Source organism: Lewinella sp. JB7 (assembly GCF_024297185.1).
Classification (GTDB): domain Bacteria; phylum Bacteroidota; class Bacteroidia; order Chitinophagales; family Saprospiraceae; genus Neolewinella.
The window spans coordinates 66,157-79,413 of record NZ_JANCTD010000006.1; the positions used below are offsets into that span (position 1 = coordinate 66,157).

The 13,257-nt window shown below is 61.5% G+C and carries 12 protein-coding genes; 6 read left to right on the forward strand and 6 right to left on the reverse strand.

Translation table 11 applies throughout. The annotated features are described in order from the left end of the window. Positions 1-23: 23 nt before the first annotated feature. Positions 24-683 carry a CBS domain-containing protein gene (locus NMA52_RS11955; protein WP_254827902.1) on the forward strand — a complete coding sequence of 220 codons (660 nt, stop codon included), beginning with the start codon at positions 24-26 and terminating at the stop codon, positions 681-683. Here NMA52_RS11955 and NMA52_RS11960 read toward each other — a convergent pair. After that, positions 680-3,508, reverse strand: coding sequence for a hypothetical protein (locus NMA52_RS11960; protein ID WP_254827903.1), 2,829 nt, complete (start codon positions 3,506-3,508; stop codon positions 680-682). The two genes, NMA52_RS11955 and NMA52_RS11960, sit on opposite strands and share 4 nt — an antisense overlap. 154 nt (positions 3,509-3,662) lie before the next feature. Between NMA52_RS11960 and NMA52_RS11965 the strand changes: the two genes are divergently transcribed. From NMA52_RS11965 to NMA52_RS11975, 3 genes are read left to right on the forward strand one after another with little or no spacing between them, the layout of a single operon-like run. Continuing rightward, entirely contained in the window at positions 3,663-5,099 is a 1,437-nt protein-coding gene (locus NMA52_RS11965; protein ID WP_254827904.1) for a hypothetical protein, read from the forward strand. Continuing rightward, positions 5,096-6,058: a RimK family alpha-L-glutamate ligase gene (locus NMA52_RS11970; RefSeq protein WP_254827905.1), complete on the forward strand. Its 963-nt coding sequence runs from the start codon at positions 5,096-5,098 to the stop codon at positions 6,056-6,058. Before NMA52_RS11965 ends, NMA52_RS11970 begins: the two co-directional genes overlap by 4 nt. After that, the gene (locus NMA52_RS11975; protein ID WP_254827906.1) at positions 6,039-7,007 is read left to right on the forward strand and encodes a succinylglutamate desuccinylase/aspartoacylase family protein; all 969 of its coding nucleotides are present in this window, start codon (positions 6,039-6,041) and stop codon (positions 7,005-7,007) included. Before NMA52_RS11970 ends, NMA52_RS11975 begins: the two co-directional genes overlap by 20 nt. A gap of 45 nt (positions 7,008-7,052) precedes the next feature. Here the strand turns inward: NMA52_RS11975 and NMA52_RS11980 are convergent, their stop codons facing one another. Next, the gene (locus tag NMA52_RS11980) at positions 7,053-7,538 is read right to left on the reverse strand and encodes a hypothetical protein (protein WP_254827907.1); all 486 of its coding nucleotides are present in this window, start codon (positions 7,536-7,538) and stop codon (positions 7,053-7,055) included. 64 nt (positions 7,539-7,602) lie between these two features. After that, positions 7,603-8,130 carry a GNAT family N-acetyltransferase gene (locus NMA52_RS11985; protein ID WP_254827909.1) on the reverse strand — a complete coding sequence of 176 codons (528 nt, stop codon included), beginning with the start codon at positions 8,128-8,130 and terminating at the stop codon, positions 7,603-7,605. A 205-nt stretch (positions 8,131-8,335) separates the two neighbouring features. Here NMA52_RS11985 and NMA52_RS11990 point away from each other — a divergent pair, with 205 nt between their 5' ends. Further along, positions 8,336-9,208 (forward strand): DUF6503 family protein, encoded by an 873-nt coding sequence (locus NMA52_RS11990; RefSeq protein WP_254827910.1) that lies wholly within the window; start codon positions 8,336-8,338, stop codon positions 9,206-9,208. An 81-nt stretch (positions 9,209-9,289) separates the two neighbouring features. Further along, complete coding sequence (locus tag NMA52_RS11995; protein ID WP_254827911.1) at positions 9,290-11,221, forward strand: sulfatase-like hydrolase/transferase; 1,932 nt, start codon at positions 9,290-9,292, stop codon at positions 11,219-11,221. Here the strand turns inward: NMA52_RS11995 and NMA52_RS12000 are convergent. From NMA52_RS12000 to NMA52_RS12010, 3 genes are all read right to left on the reverse strand, one after another. Continuing rightward, positions 11,215-11,721 carry a hypothetical protein gene (locus NMA52_RS12000; RefSeq protein WP_254827912.1) on the reverse strand — a complete coding sequence of 169 codons (507 nt, stop codon included), beginning with the start codon at positions 11,719-11,721 and terminating at the stop codon, positions 11,215-11,217. The genes NMA52_RS11995 and NMA52_RS12000 overlap by 7 nt on opposite strands. A gap of 98 nt (positions 11,722-11,819) precedes the next feature. Next, on the reverse strand, positions 11,820-12,596 hold the full coding sequence (locus NMA52_RS12005) for a nucleotidyl transferase AbiEii/AbiGii toxin family protein (RefSeq protein WP_254827913.1): 777 nt from the start codon (positions 12,594-12,596) through the stop codon (positions 11,820-11,822). Continuing rightward, entirely contained in the window at positions 12,589-13,215 is a 627-nt protein-coding gene (locus NMA52_RS12010) for a hypothetical protein (protein WP_254827914.1), read from the reverse strand. The genes NMA52_RS12005 and NMA52_RS12010 overlap by 8 nt, the downstream gene beginning before the upstream one ends. Positions 13,216-13,257: the final 42 nt, after the last annotated feature.

Below are 13,257 nucleotides of genomic sequence, written 5' to 3' on the forward strand. Positions count from 1 at the left end.
TTTTACCTACTTTCCCCATCCAGATGACAGCTGACTTCCTCCTTACCGACGCCCTCGTTCCCCTGCGTCCTTCCGATACCGGAGAGGAAGCGCTGGAGATCATGAACGAGTTCTACATCCGTCACCTGCCGGTGGTGGACAACAACAAGCTTGTTTCCGTGATATCGGAGAGCGACGTCCTGGACGCCGATCCCCTGGAGACGGTGGAGAACTACCGCACGCCCCAGCTCCCCCCCTCGGTCTACCCCGACGACCACCTCTACGACGTCATGCGCCAACTCGTCGATAACAACCTGACCGTGGTGCCCGTCATCAACCGGGAAGGCGACTATGTAGGCATGGTGACCGGCGAGGACCTGCTGCGTTTCTTCGCCCAGTCCAGTACCTTCAGCGACCCCGGGTCGATCGTGGTCCTGGAAATGGGCCGCCACGACTACAGCCTGGCCGAGATCGCCCGAATCGTGGAGAGCGACAGTGCCATCATTCTCAGTTCTTTCGTTCGCGGCATCACCGACTCCAATCAGGTGGAGGTGACCCTCAAACTCAATAGCCAGAACATCGCGGGCACCATCGCCACCTTCGAGCGGTTCAACTACCTGGTGAAGGCCAGCTTCAACGAGAAGCAGTTGCAGGACACCCTGCGCGAGCGATTCGACAGCCTGATCAACTACCTCAACGTCTAGAAGCTGCCGCTGAACAGAAAGCGCAACTGCAGGTCATTCGTATCGGTGGAGAAGATGTCGCGTTCCAGGCGGTAGGCCGCCTCGACGCCGACGGTGATGTCTACGGTATTCAGCCAGGTATTGTCGAAGAAGAACTGACCGCCGATACTGTTTTCGTCAAATTCCAGTCCGTCAAAGGAGTCGATCGCGAAGCGACTGTGGTCGTAAAACGCGTTCAGCCGGATCCGCTTGAAGTAGGTGATCCCCAGCAGGCCGAGATCGGGATACAGCAGGGGCAACTGGTAGTTCAACCCGAGCCGGTACACGCGGTCGTTGAGCGGCTGGTCGTAACCACGCGCGTAGCGGAATACGTCGGGATACTGGTAGAGATTTTCGCTCTGCTCGCGCTGTACGTCGAGATCAATGCGCAAACCATGTGTTGGGAATGCCCCGGGCAGGAACACGGAGCTCTGAACCAGCAGTCGTTCACCCAGTTGTTCCCCACCGAGCGCGCGATCGAACTGCAGTTCGGCCCTCACCCCCAGTCGGGGCTGAACCTGGCGGGCGGCGGTGCGCTGGAGCGAGCTGAAACTCACGCCCAGTGCCAGGTTACCGAAATTATCCGGCAACCGCCCGGTTTCGGCATCCCGGAGGGCATAGTACTGATAGCCGACGGAGGGGGAAAGACCGGTCACCATGTTACCGGCCACCCACTGGAGGGGAAAGCTTACGCTCGGCCCCACCGTAAACTGACTGAATTCCTGACCGAAGAAGCGTAGACTGTCGGTACGGTTCTCCTGGACTACCGTATTGCGGTCACGGTACCGCGCCGCCAGCTCGATGATGGGGAAAAGTCCACCGTACGTCAGTGTAGCACCACCGGAGTACCGGTCCTCGTTGATGTTGTAGAGCCCGTCGAGGGATAGCTCGAAGGTGTTCAGGGCGTTGGCGAACTCCACGGATAGACCCGGCGTCACGTAGCTGCCGTTGTACGACCAGCTGTGCAGCTTTATGCCCCCCAGCGTATTGGAAAAATTGGTGATCGGGTAATCCCGGATCTCGGTGGCGGCCGGAAGGTTCTGCCGATCGTCCCCGTAGGCTAAGGGACGTTCGAAGAAATTCGGGCGCACCGACGTGCCGCGCCCCCCGCCCTGCAGTACCTGATCCAGGGGCAGGAGGTGCAAGCGTTCCCCGTGCGGAGTAGGACTCGAAAAGTAGAGGGTATCGCCCGCTACGTGGGGGAAGTAGGCCCCGATCGCAACGTCGGTCAGGCGGGTGGTGCTTCCCGTCGCGGGGTCTAATCGGTATACGTTATCCGTTCCCGAACGGCCGCCGGTAAACAGCAGTTCGCCCGACGGGGAAGCGGCCAGCATATCGATGGGCTCGGTCGAAGCTTCCCGGATCACGGAGACCACATCATTTTCGGTGTTCCAGGCCTGCACCGCGATGCCCGCGGAGGTCTGGGCGAGCACGTACACCGTACTGCCCGCGGGGGAGAAGGAGGGCCAGGCCAGGTTGTCGGCCGGGATGCGGCGACGCGCGGTCACCTGTCCGGAGGCGACGTCGATGAGGTGGAGCTCCGGGCCACCGGCGAGGGGATTGAAGGATACGGCGGCGATGTGGCTTTCGTCGGGACTGAGTTTGCCCGCCACGTAATGACCCCGCTCGGTGAGTCTGCGCTGTCGACCGCTGTTGAGTTCGTACAGCACGAGGTCGGAATAGTTCTGGTTGGTGTAGCGAGGGTCCTGGCGGTACTCCGTCCATACGACGAGCCGCCTGCCCCCGTCGAGCCAGGGTTCGCGCTGGATCCCGGTACGGGTGATTACCTCGTCGGGCTGGCCCGCTACTACGCGCACGAGGGCCGGCAGCGTTTGGTAGCTGCTCCGCAGGGCCAGCAGCCGGCCCGCCGCATCGGTGAAGGGAAAGCGGTAGTTGCGAATGTCCCGGTCGGTGCGGGGGATTTGCGTGCCGGTCACGGTCGGCGGATCGGCGGCCAGGACGCTGTCCTGTAGTCGCTGCAGATCGACCATCGTCGCCCGGTACAGCCCGGCGGTGGTGAAGCCCGTTTGCCGCTTCAGGGCCTTGCTGAAGGGGTACAGCAATCCCCGGTAGGCGGCACCTTCCTGGAGGATCGGCCGCCATACGCCGGTCCCGAAGCGTTCGCGGGCGTAGGTAAGCATGGCGTAACCGTAGCGGTAATGGTCGGGTACGAGATCGCGAAAGCTACCGTTGCGTGCTTTGGCGTACCGGTACACGATATCCTGCCGAAGGAGCGCCCGCAGATCCTTACTGAAGGCCGGCGTGCGGCCGCGACCGGCGCTGCTCAGGGCCGTCTCGGCGACCACCGCGTCGCCCTCGCTAAACCAGTTGGGCGTGGCGATGGCCGAAAAGGCCGCCCACCCCTGCTGCCCCTGCAGGTAGCTGATGAGCTTCGTCAGCCCCCGGCGCTCGTTGCTGTTCTGTTGTACGTGACGAAATTCGTGAATCGTGAGCAGATCCACCCAATTGGTGGCGCTGAGCAGGCTCAGACTCTGGGGTGGCGTAACGTAAAATTCGGACCGGAAGGGGGCCAGGCCCACGTAGCCGTTCACCGTCATGTTGGGGGTCTGGAGGACCAGGTCGAAGTCGTACAGCGCCTCACCGATCGTGGCCGTGTGGTCGGCCGCCATCCGGTCGATGATGCTGGCGGCGCGTCGGGCCTGGGAGCCGTAGCCTGCGGGGAAGATGATCCTTACGTGGTCCGCGCGCAGTTGCTGCCAGTTGATCTCCGGGGGGTGCAGGCCGATGTCCTGGGCGGGGAGGGAGAACAGAAAATGGCAAAACAGGAACAGCAGGAATGACCGCATGGAGAATGGAGGGCTTAATGACCACAAGATTGAATAAAAGCAGGAATATAGCGCCACGCGGCCCCGGTTCCCGTCAGGCAACTTTAAAGGCGAATTATCCCAAACATCCCGTCCTTTACCGCCTTAATAGGTTTTGCGTTTCAACCTCCAGCGAATGACCAACACCATCACCAGCATTTCTCCCGGCATGTTCAAGGCCGAAGCGCACTGGTACCCCAAAGCGTTGAACGCTACCATCCACCCGATGGTGAGTTATTTCATGAACCTCGATCCCGGGCGGATCGTCACCCGCTACTGCCACCTCAACCCCCTGGTGGACCCCGACGGGCTCCGCGAGATCCTTGCCTACCAGTGCAAGTACTTCCTGTGGGGGGGAGCCGACCTGATCAACGCGACCACCGCTCAGGGTCGTCGGCGCATGGTCATCATCGAGAACAACTCCTGCCCCTCCGGACAAAAGTCCATGCCCCTCCTCGACGATCACCAGGAGGAGGGCAGCTACCGGCTGCTCGTGGAGCGTACCTTCCGGCCCATGGTGGAAAAACGGCAGTCGGGTAAGGAGGGCCGCCTGGCCGTGATCTACGATAAGAACCCTATGGAGGCCAGCGGCTACGCCGCCACCATTGCCGATGTGTTCCAGGAGGACGTACTGTACATCAGCGACTACTACGGCGCCACCGAGCGTAAACTGCGGGTAGAGGACGACTGGCTGTTCGCCCTCCACGAAGGCGAATGGGTCCGGCTGCGGGCCGCCTTCCGCTACCTCACCCAGCGGCCCTGGACCCGGATTCCCCTCAACTGCAAAACCCGCATCCTCAACCCCATCGTCACCTGCCTGGCCGGTGGGCGGAATAAAATGGTGGCCGCCAAGGCCTACGACTTTTTCAACGGCGAAATCCGCAAATACGGGCTCAAGATCCACACCCCGGAAACCATCTGGGACGTGAGCCGCAACGAAATTCCGCTATGGGTTGCCAAACTGGGCGGACAGGCCGTCGTAAAGGTCCCCTACTCTAATGCCGGACAGGGCGTGTACACCATCACCAACAAGCGCGAACTCGAAGCCTTCATGGCCGAACCCATCGACTACGAACGCTTCATTGTACAGAGCCTGATCGGCAACTACGGCTGGAGCTCGACCGGAGGAGACGGTAAGTTTTTCCATGTCGGCACCATACCCGACAAGAAGGGACGCACCTTCGTGAGCGACGTACGCCTCATGGTCAGCAGTACCGAAGACGGCCTCCGCCCCCTGGCCTGCTATAGCCGGCGCGCCGCCGACCCCCTGACCGATACGCTGGCGGCCGGCGCGGAATCGTGGTCGATGCTCGGCACCAACCTGAGTGAAAAACTCGGCGACAACCAGTGGTCGAGCGATACCAACCGGCTGCTGCTGATGGACCGCCGCGACTTCAATAAGCTCGGCATCGGATTGGACGACCTGATCGAGGCCTACATCCAGACCGTGCTCAGTACGATCGCCATCGATCAGATGGCCCGCAAATTGTTCAACAGCAAGGGCAAATTCAGCCTGCGACTCTTCTCGGGGCTCAATAACGACCCCGTCCTGCTTTCCGAAATTCTGGCATGACCCCTCTTTCCTTTCTCGTACTTACCGATCACCGCGGACACAGCACCCAAAACTCCCTCTACGCTCTGGTCACTACGCTGGCCCGGGATCCGCGCTGCGCGCGCGTAGCGGTCGCCAGCCGCGGGGATGCCCGCAACGAAGCGTTCTTCCGCAACAGTCCCGAGCCCTCGGAGGAAGTATGGGGGTTCCAGGTCCGGGAAGAACTGAAATTCGCCGCCGACGGCGGCCGCTTCAACGGTGAATTGGCACCCCTCCACCCGGAGGACTATGACGTGGTATGGCTGCGGCTCCCCCACCCTGTCCAGACGGAGCGATTCGAACGACTACAGCGGCCCGGCACCCTGGTGGTCAACGATCCCGCGGGCATCGCGCGTACCGGTGATAAGTCGTTCCTGCTGCACTTTCCGGAGTGGACACCCCCGGTACGGCTGGTGCACTCCGCCGGGGAAGTCCGGACGTTTGCCCGCAATTTCCCCCTCGTACTCAAACCCCTACGGGCGTACGGCGGTCAGGGCATCGTGCGGGTCGACGGTCCGGACGCACTTCCCGACCTCGACTTCCGCGAGCCTTACCTGGCCATGAAGTTTCTGAAGAATGTCAGTGAGGGGGACAAGCGCATTTTGGTGGTGAACGGCAAGATCCTCGCGGCTTCCCTACGCATTCCCCCGCCGGGGGAGTGGTTGTGCAACGTAGCCCGCGGGGGGACGTCCGTGGGTGCCGACGTTACTCCCGAGGAAATCGAGCTGATCGATGCCCTGGCGCCGGAACTGCTGCGGCACGGGATTTGTTTCTGCGGCGTAGACACCCTGACAAACGACGACGGCCGCCGCGTTCTTTCCGAGATCAATACCCTTAGCATCGGCGGCTTTCCCCAGGCCGAAGCCCAGACCGGCCGTCCCATCCTGCAACAAACCATCGACGAATTCCTGACCTACTGCCATGACCACCTTACCCGCTGACACCCCCACGATTTTTAGTCTGACCGACGTAGACCAGGCTCCCGCCACCATCCGCCGCTACTGGTTGCACGTGATCAGTGACGGCCTGGGCGAACCGGTCCGCATTCCGCTACTCATCGCCAAGGGGCCCCACGAAGGCCCGGTCCTCGGCGTTACGGCCGCCGTACACGGGGATGAGCTGAACGGCATTCGGGTGATCCAGCGGCTCTTTACGGATCTCGACGTGAGCGAACTCCGGGGCACCATCGTCGGCGTGCTGGTCGTCAACATACCGGCCTTCCTGCGGCAAACCCGCGTGTACACCGACGGCTTCGACCTCAACCACGTCATGCCGGGAAAGGAGACCGGGCGGGCCAGCGAGATCTATGCCTTCCGACTGATGGATCGTCTGATCCGGCATTTCGATTACCTGCTCGACCTGCACACCGCCAGCCGGGGCCGCATCAACAGCTACTACGTCCGGGCCGACATGTCGCAAGAAGTGACCCGGCAACTGGCCATACTGCAGAACCCCCAACTGATCGTTCATAACCCGCCCAGCGACGGCACCCTGCGCGGCGCGGCGGATTCCCTCGACATTCCCGCGGTCACCCTGGAGGTCGGCAACCCCGGCGTCTACCAACGCACCCTCATCCGGAGCGGCACCGAGGGGGTGCACAACGTACTCTCCCACCTGGGAATGACCCAGGACGAGATCGTTGCTCCCGCGTCCCCGCCCATCATCTGCAAACGGAGCTACTGGATATACACCCACACCGGCGGCCTGCTCACCGTGGACGTGAACCTGCTGCAGGAGGTGAAGGCCGGTGACCTTATCGCTACCCAGCGCGACGTTTTCGGCAGCCTGAAGGAGCAGTATCTCGCCCCCGAAGACGGGGTCGTGATCGGGAAAAGCACCATGCCCGTCAACCGCAGCGGCGGCCGTATTCTGCACCTGGGTATCCTGTAACGCCCAGCGGCCGTTGGCCACGATTGTTAAGCTTCCGGAAACCTTTTATTCGTACAGGACTTCGTTCACCACGCGGGCTACCCGGTCCATGTAATCTTCCTCCGGCGCGGCGGTGATGCCCGGTTCGGAGGTCCAGCCGCCGGCCCGCCCGTCCTCATCGACTAATACCACGAAGGGACAGGTGCCGTCGACGTAGGAAGCTTCGCAGACCGACCGCTCGTTTTCCGGTAGAAAGCGCCCCCCGGGCAGGTCCGCGTAGAGGGCTTGGATTTCCCGCAGGTCCTCGGCATCGCCGTAAGCATCCCATTCGCCGCCGACGAGGGCTTCCGGATCGAGTTCCACGCCCGCCCGTTCCCGGCTGACGTAGAGGCTACCGTCTTCCAGCTTCAGGGCATGGCCGCCACCCCAGCCGCCGACGTTGCCGACGATGAAGAGGTCGACCGCGCAGGGAGGGGCAATTTCAACCTTCTCCTTTTCACAGCCGTAGGCGACCAGCAGGGGAAGCAGTAGAAGCAGGATCAGTTTGTCCATGAGGCAGGGGCGGTTTTTCGGTAAGACGCGGGTTGTCCGTGCGAATGTTGGCGGGCGGTACGAATTATGTACCGGTGAGCCATTGCTCCATCCGGCACATGCCCCGTAGTTCGGCGTACATCAGCGGCATGTCGAGGGTGTACGTAGCCGCGCGGGTGAACCCCACGCGCTCGTAAAAGCCCAGGGCGGCGGGTGCGCCGGTCATCGCCTCCAACCAGAGGAGTCGCTCGCCGGATTCCCGGGTCCGCGCGATCGCCCACGCGATGACCCGTTTACCAATTCCCTGACCCTGCACCTCCCGGGCCAGGTACAGCCGGTGCAGTTTAGCGGCCGCTACGCCCGGGTGGTCGGGGGAGGCACGTTGGTGGACCAGCCGGAGGATACCGACCGTCTGATCGTTCCACTGAATGAAGCGGTAATCGGCGTGGGCTTCCCGCAGTTCCCGCAGAAAATTCTGCCGGCCGTACTGTTGCTCCACGTACCACTCTCCGCCGTCCGGCCAGAAGTGGGCGTAGGCGGGCGGGTAGATGCGCCGCATCAGATCCATCAGACGGGATTGGTCGCCGGTACGGAGGGGCTGAAACTCAATCATGCGCGAAAATTACTCCGATTTTCCGTGCGGCAATTTGGCGGACCGGGGGGGCGGCGGCCGGTACGGATGAACCTGCTTATGTAATTCCCCGGGTTTGCTCCCCACGAAGAGTTGGCGGGTGTCGTCACAGGACACCGACTGGCTTCGGCGGGAATGGCCGTCCAACCAAATGCGGACTCCGGTGTATTGGGGGAAACACATGATGATGAAGTATCTACTCCTACCCCTCCTGCTAATACTGCTCGGCTGCGAATCGAACCAGGAAGCCGAACCGACGCAAACTTCCAGCACCGAGGCACCCACCGACCCCTACGCCGACCGTATTGAAGCAGCCACCGAACGTCTCGGCTCCAGCGCTCCCGCCCAAAAAGTGTTGCGCGCGATCGAAGCCCACGGCGGACTGGAAAGCTGGTACGGGAACGGGCCACTGTACTATCACTTCAATTACCGGCCCCTCGACGACGGCAACCCCCGCGATACCTACATCACCAACGACTACGTCAACAGCCGGGCGGTGCACCAACTGGCCAGCGATACCACCGTTCGCTACGGCTTTGACGGCCAGGATGCGTGGTCGCCCGACGGAGACCGCGTGGAAGGCATGAGCCCCCGCTTCTGGTCGCTGACCCCCTACTACTTCGTCGGCCTGCCCTTCGTACTCGCCGATGAGGGCATCAACTTCGAGGAGCTCCCCGCCGAGGAACTGGACGGCACCACCTACGACCTCGTGAAGGTCACCTACGAACAGGGTACCGGCGACGCTTCCGGCGACTACTATGTGCTCTACCTCAACCCGGAAACCGGACAAGTCGACGCCCTGCGCTACATCGTCAGCTACCCCGGTTACTTCCCCGAGGGCGGCAGTACCCCCGAAAAGATCATGAAGATCACCGGCAAGACGAAGGTCGACGGCATCACCCTCCCCACCGGTTATACGACCTACATGTGGAACGACGGGCAGATCAGCGAGCCCGTCACCGACATCACGGTATCCGACTACGCCTACCGTTCCGACCTGGCGGATGACTTTTTCGACCGCCCCGCGGACGCACGGGTGTACAACGACCTGCCGGAATAAGCTATTGGGGGAGGATTATCCTCCACGCAGCATTATGACGCGTATCTTTTCCCTCCCGAAAAGATCAATCCGACGACCGTCATGCTCCGCACATTCCTCGCTTCCCTGTTTTTGCTGTTTTCGTTTTCCGCCTTTACGCAGGTTGCCGGCGGCGGCGCGCGGGAGCAGGGTAATTCGGAGAGGCCCAACGTGCTCTGGCTCACCATCGAGGACACCTCCCCCCAGTTCATCGGTGCGTACGGGAACACGGACGTGCATACCCCGAACATCGACCGGCTTGCCGCGGAGGGCATCCGCTTCGACCGGGCCTTCGCCCCGGCACCGGTGTGCGCCATCGCCCGCAACGCTCTGATCACGGGCATGAGCCCGGACAAGCTGGGAACCGGCAACCACCGCAGCGCGTACCCGGTTCCCGAATTCATCCGGGGTTACCCGGCTTACTTGCGCGATCGGGGGTACTACACCACCAACAACGCTAAAACGGACTACAACACCAGTCGGGCCGATGCCATCATCGCCGAGTCCTGGGATGAGTCTTCCAACAAGGCCGGCTGGTGGGACCGGGCACCCGGACAGCCCTTCTTCAGTGTGTTCAACTTCGCGGAGAGCCACCAGTCGCGCACGATGACCCAACCGCGCCCGTGGTACGAGAAGAACGTACTGGCCCACCTGCCCGATTCCCTCCGTACCCGCGCCAGTGAACTGGAGATGCTACCCGTATACCGCGATTCCCCGGAGATGCGGGAGCACGTCGCACGGGTCTATAACTCCATTAACCTCATGGACCTGCGCATCGGGGAAATGCTCGATCGCCTGGAAGCCGACGGACTCACCGACAGCACCATCATCTTCGTCTACGCCGATCACGGGGAGGCCGTCCCGGGGGGCAAGGCGACCGCCTCGGGACTCGGCTATCGGGTACCCTTCCTGATCTGGTTTCCGGAGGTCTACCGCCACCTGTCGCCCTGGAAATCCGGCTCCGTAAGTCAGGAACTCCTGACCTTTCTCGATCTCGGCCCGACCCTGATCAGCCTGACCGGCGGTGATATTCCCGAATATATGGATGGCCGCGCGGCACTCGGCGGTGCAAGGGAACCGGCTCCGGAGTACATCTTCGCGGGCCGCAATCGCCTCGACGAGACGCCCGATCTGGCCCGCTCAGTTACCGACGGCCGCTACCTCTATACCCGCAACTTCTTTCCGCAGTACCCGGCCCAGAAGCCCCAGAAGTACGCCGACGTATCGGATATCGTACAGGCGATCCGCGCCGACGACCGGGCCGGCTTACTCTCCGAGCCCCAGTCCCGCATCCTCCGCCCCCAGCCCGCCGAGACCCTGTTCGACCTGCAGTCCGACCCCTGGGAACGGCATAATCTGATCGATGATCCCGCTTATGCCGATCGGGCCAGACGAATGCGCGAGGCCGTGCGGGAAGAGATTCTGGCGGAGCGCGACGTACACTTCCTGCCGGAAGTCGCCCTGGCAAAACTTCCCATGCCCTATACATTCCGTCAGGATCGTGAAAACTACCCCCTGAGCGAAGCCCTCGAGGTTGCCCTGATCGATCCGGTGACGGCCAAGGGGCAACGGAAACTTATCCGGGCGCTGGGCGACAAACGCCAGCTCGTGCGCTACTGGGCCGCCGTCGTGCTGGGTCGGGTGCCGCCCTCTCCGAATGCCGTCGCTGGGCTGCGGACAGCCCTGAACGACGAGCACTTCACGGTCGCCATTTACGCGGCGGGCGCACTCGTTCGCCATACCGATGATGCCGGGGCCGCGGCCGAACTGCTCCGCACCCACGCGCTGGGGGAAGAACCCTACCGGGCCCTCTCCGCCCTCCAGCAGATGCAGTATGCCGGTCCGGCGATGCGCGATTTCCTTCCCGATTTTCGCGCGAAGCTCAAACAGTTGGATGCCGAACCGGGGGCCGACAAGAATATGGCCTACAACCTGCGGAGCATCGTGGAGACCAGCATCTTCCTCCTCGGCGAGGGGCCTAAGCTGGCTTACTGACCGTACTTTTCGACCAGGTCGCTGACGCGCAGCATGTACCGGGCTACTACCGGCCGGTCGCTGAAGTCCCCGAACCAGTCCAGGTAGGTGCCGCCCTCCCCGCCGCGCAGCACGCCGACGTAGGGGCAGCTTCCGTCGGCCGCCAGGGCCGGGCAGTCCTCCGTTTGTTCGATCTCCTCCAGCGCTGTGAGGGGAAGGGTACGTACGGCATCGACCACGTCACTGGGGGCCGGACCGACCAGCTGCCAGTTGCCTTCGTCCGTGGCCAGGTCCGTGTGGTTCAGTTGGTTTTCGGGTTCGTTGGTGCGGAGGCCCGCGTAGGCATTGCGGTACAGATCGCCCGCGTGGTAGCGAATGTAGTTTTCGCTACCCCAGCCGCCCCGGTAGCCGAAGACGGTCGTGGGCAGGTCGTCGGATTCCGCATCGCTGAGAAGTGCTCCGGCTTCCTCCGAAGTCGAGCAGGCGGTCAGCACGAGCAATAAAAACAGGAAGTAGGGCATGGTCGTAAAAGTTGGTGGATAGTACAACAAGCGGGCGGGGTCGCGGGTGCAACGAGCGGGTGAAAAGCAGCGAATCTTTTACCGATCGTCTGCTCCTGCTAGAGCGGTACGGACTGCCAGAACTCCGGAAACCGCCGCACCCCTTCGATGTCCTCCTCCCGGAACAGGAAAGGCCGTACGTCCGCCGCCAGCAGATCGAAATCGAAGGGGGCGGTGCGGTCTGCTACCAATTGGCGCAGGGCCTCCGGGGTGCTCACTCCGAAGCGGAGGTCGAGGTAGCCGTAGTTGAGCCCGCTGCGGTGCAGGATCCACCGCAGGTCGTAAAAATCCCTACCCTTCGGTCGCTTGCGGCCGAGGATGGCGGCAATCTTCTGGCTCCCCAGGAGGTCGAGCGGCACGGCCGGTACTTCGGTCCTGATGCCGAAACGGTCTAGGGGCAGGAGGCTGCGTTCGTACTCGAAGTGCTGTTTTTCGGTATCGAGTTTGATCAGCAATTTGGCTTCCCGGTGGCCGCTGAGGTTGTAGTCGTACAGCAGGCCCGGGAACTTAATGCTGCAGTGGTAGGCCCCTTTATAGGCGTAGCGCAATTCCATCTTGAAGCCGCGCAGTTCCATCTGCCGCTTGATCATGCGGGCGGTTTCCTCGAACTCGCCCCGGTCGAGCCCCACGTTGTCGAAGTCGAGGTCTTCGGAAAAGCGTTCGGTGCCGTAACAGAGCCGCAGGCAGGTGCCGCCGAGAAAGGTGTACTTGTGGGCGTACTTGCAGGTGAAGAGAATACCGAGTATTTCGTGCTGGAGGTATTCGCGGAGGAGGAATTCCTTTTCGGTGTGTAAAGATTCCGGATAATACCGCAGAATTTGTTCCATTTCAATCATCGGCCGTGACTTCTAGAAGTAAAGTAATACGTTGCATCACTACCTCGGAATCCATTACGTGGGCAAAAAGCATCAGGCGATCGTAGTTTAATTCCCGTATTCCCCATTCATCAAAGCGCATTTCCTCGATCCAGTCGCGGTCGGAAAACAGGGGCTCGAGATATGCAAGGTCCAGTAGCGCCTTTTCGGGGTACGCTATGCTATACTGACTGCCCCGCCAGGGTACGTTCTCGTATCCAAAATATAGCTCGGGCTTAATGGTATGGTATCGGTAGCGGGTGTCACCGATCGACACCTCCTTCGTTTTTTTGGTGGATACCGAAATCACTTCGAATACGTGCTCCGGAATGAGGTCGTAGTAGTCCAGCGCACTATGCAGAGAAACGTAAGACGGTTCGTACAGCCGATTAGCGATCGCGTACTTATCAACCCGCGATTTTATTTGGAACGCATTGTTCATATACAGCCCATTCCGCAGCTTTCTCACCAGGTTTTTATCCTGCCAGGACTTAAATAGATTCGGATTAAAGTCTCCGTACCGCTTCCGGATACTCGCGGGTGTAATGAAAATCTGGTCGTCGGAGGGTGGCGGAATGGCCATTTCGTTTCCTTTTTTCATTAAACGCATGAAAAAAGGAAATGGTTTCTGGTGGCGTTGCTG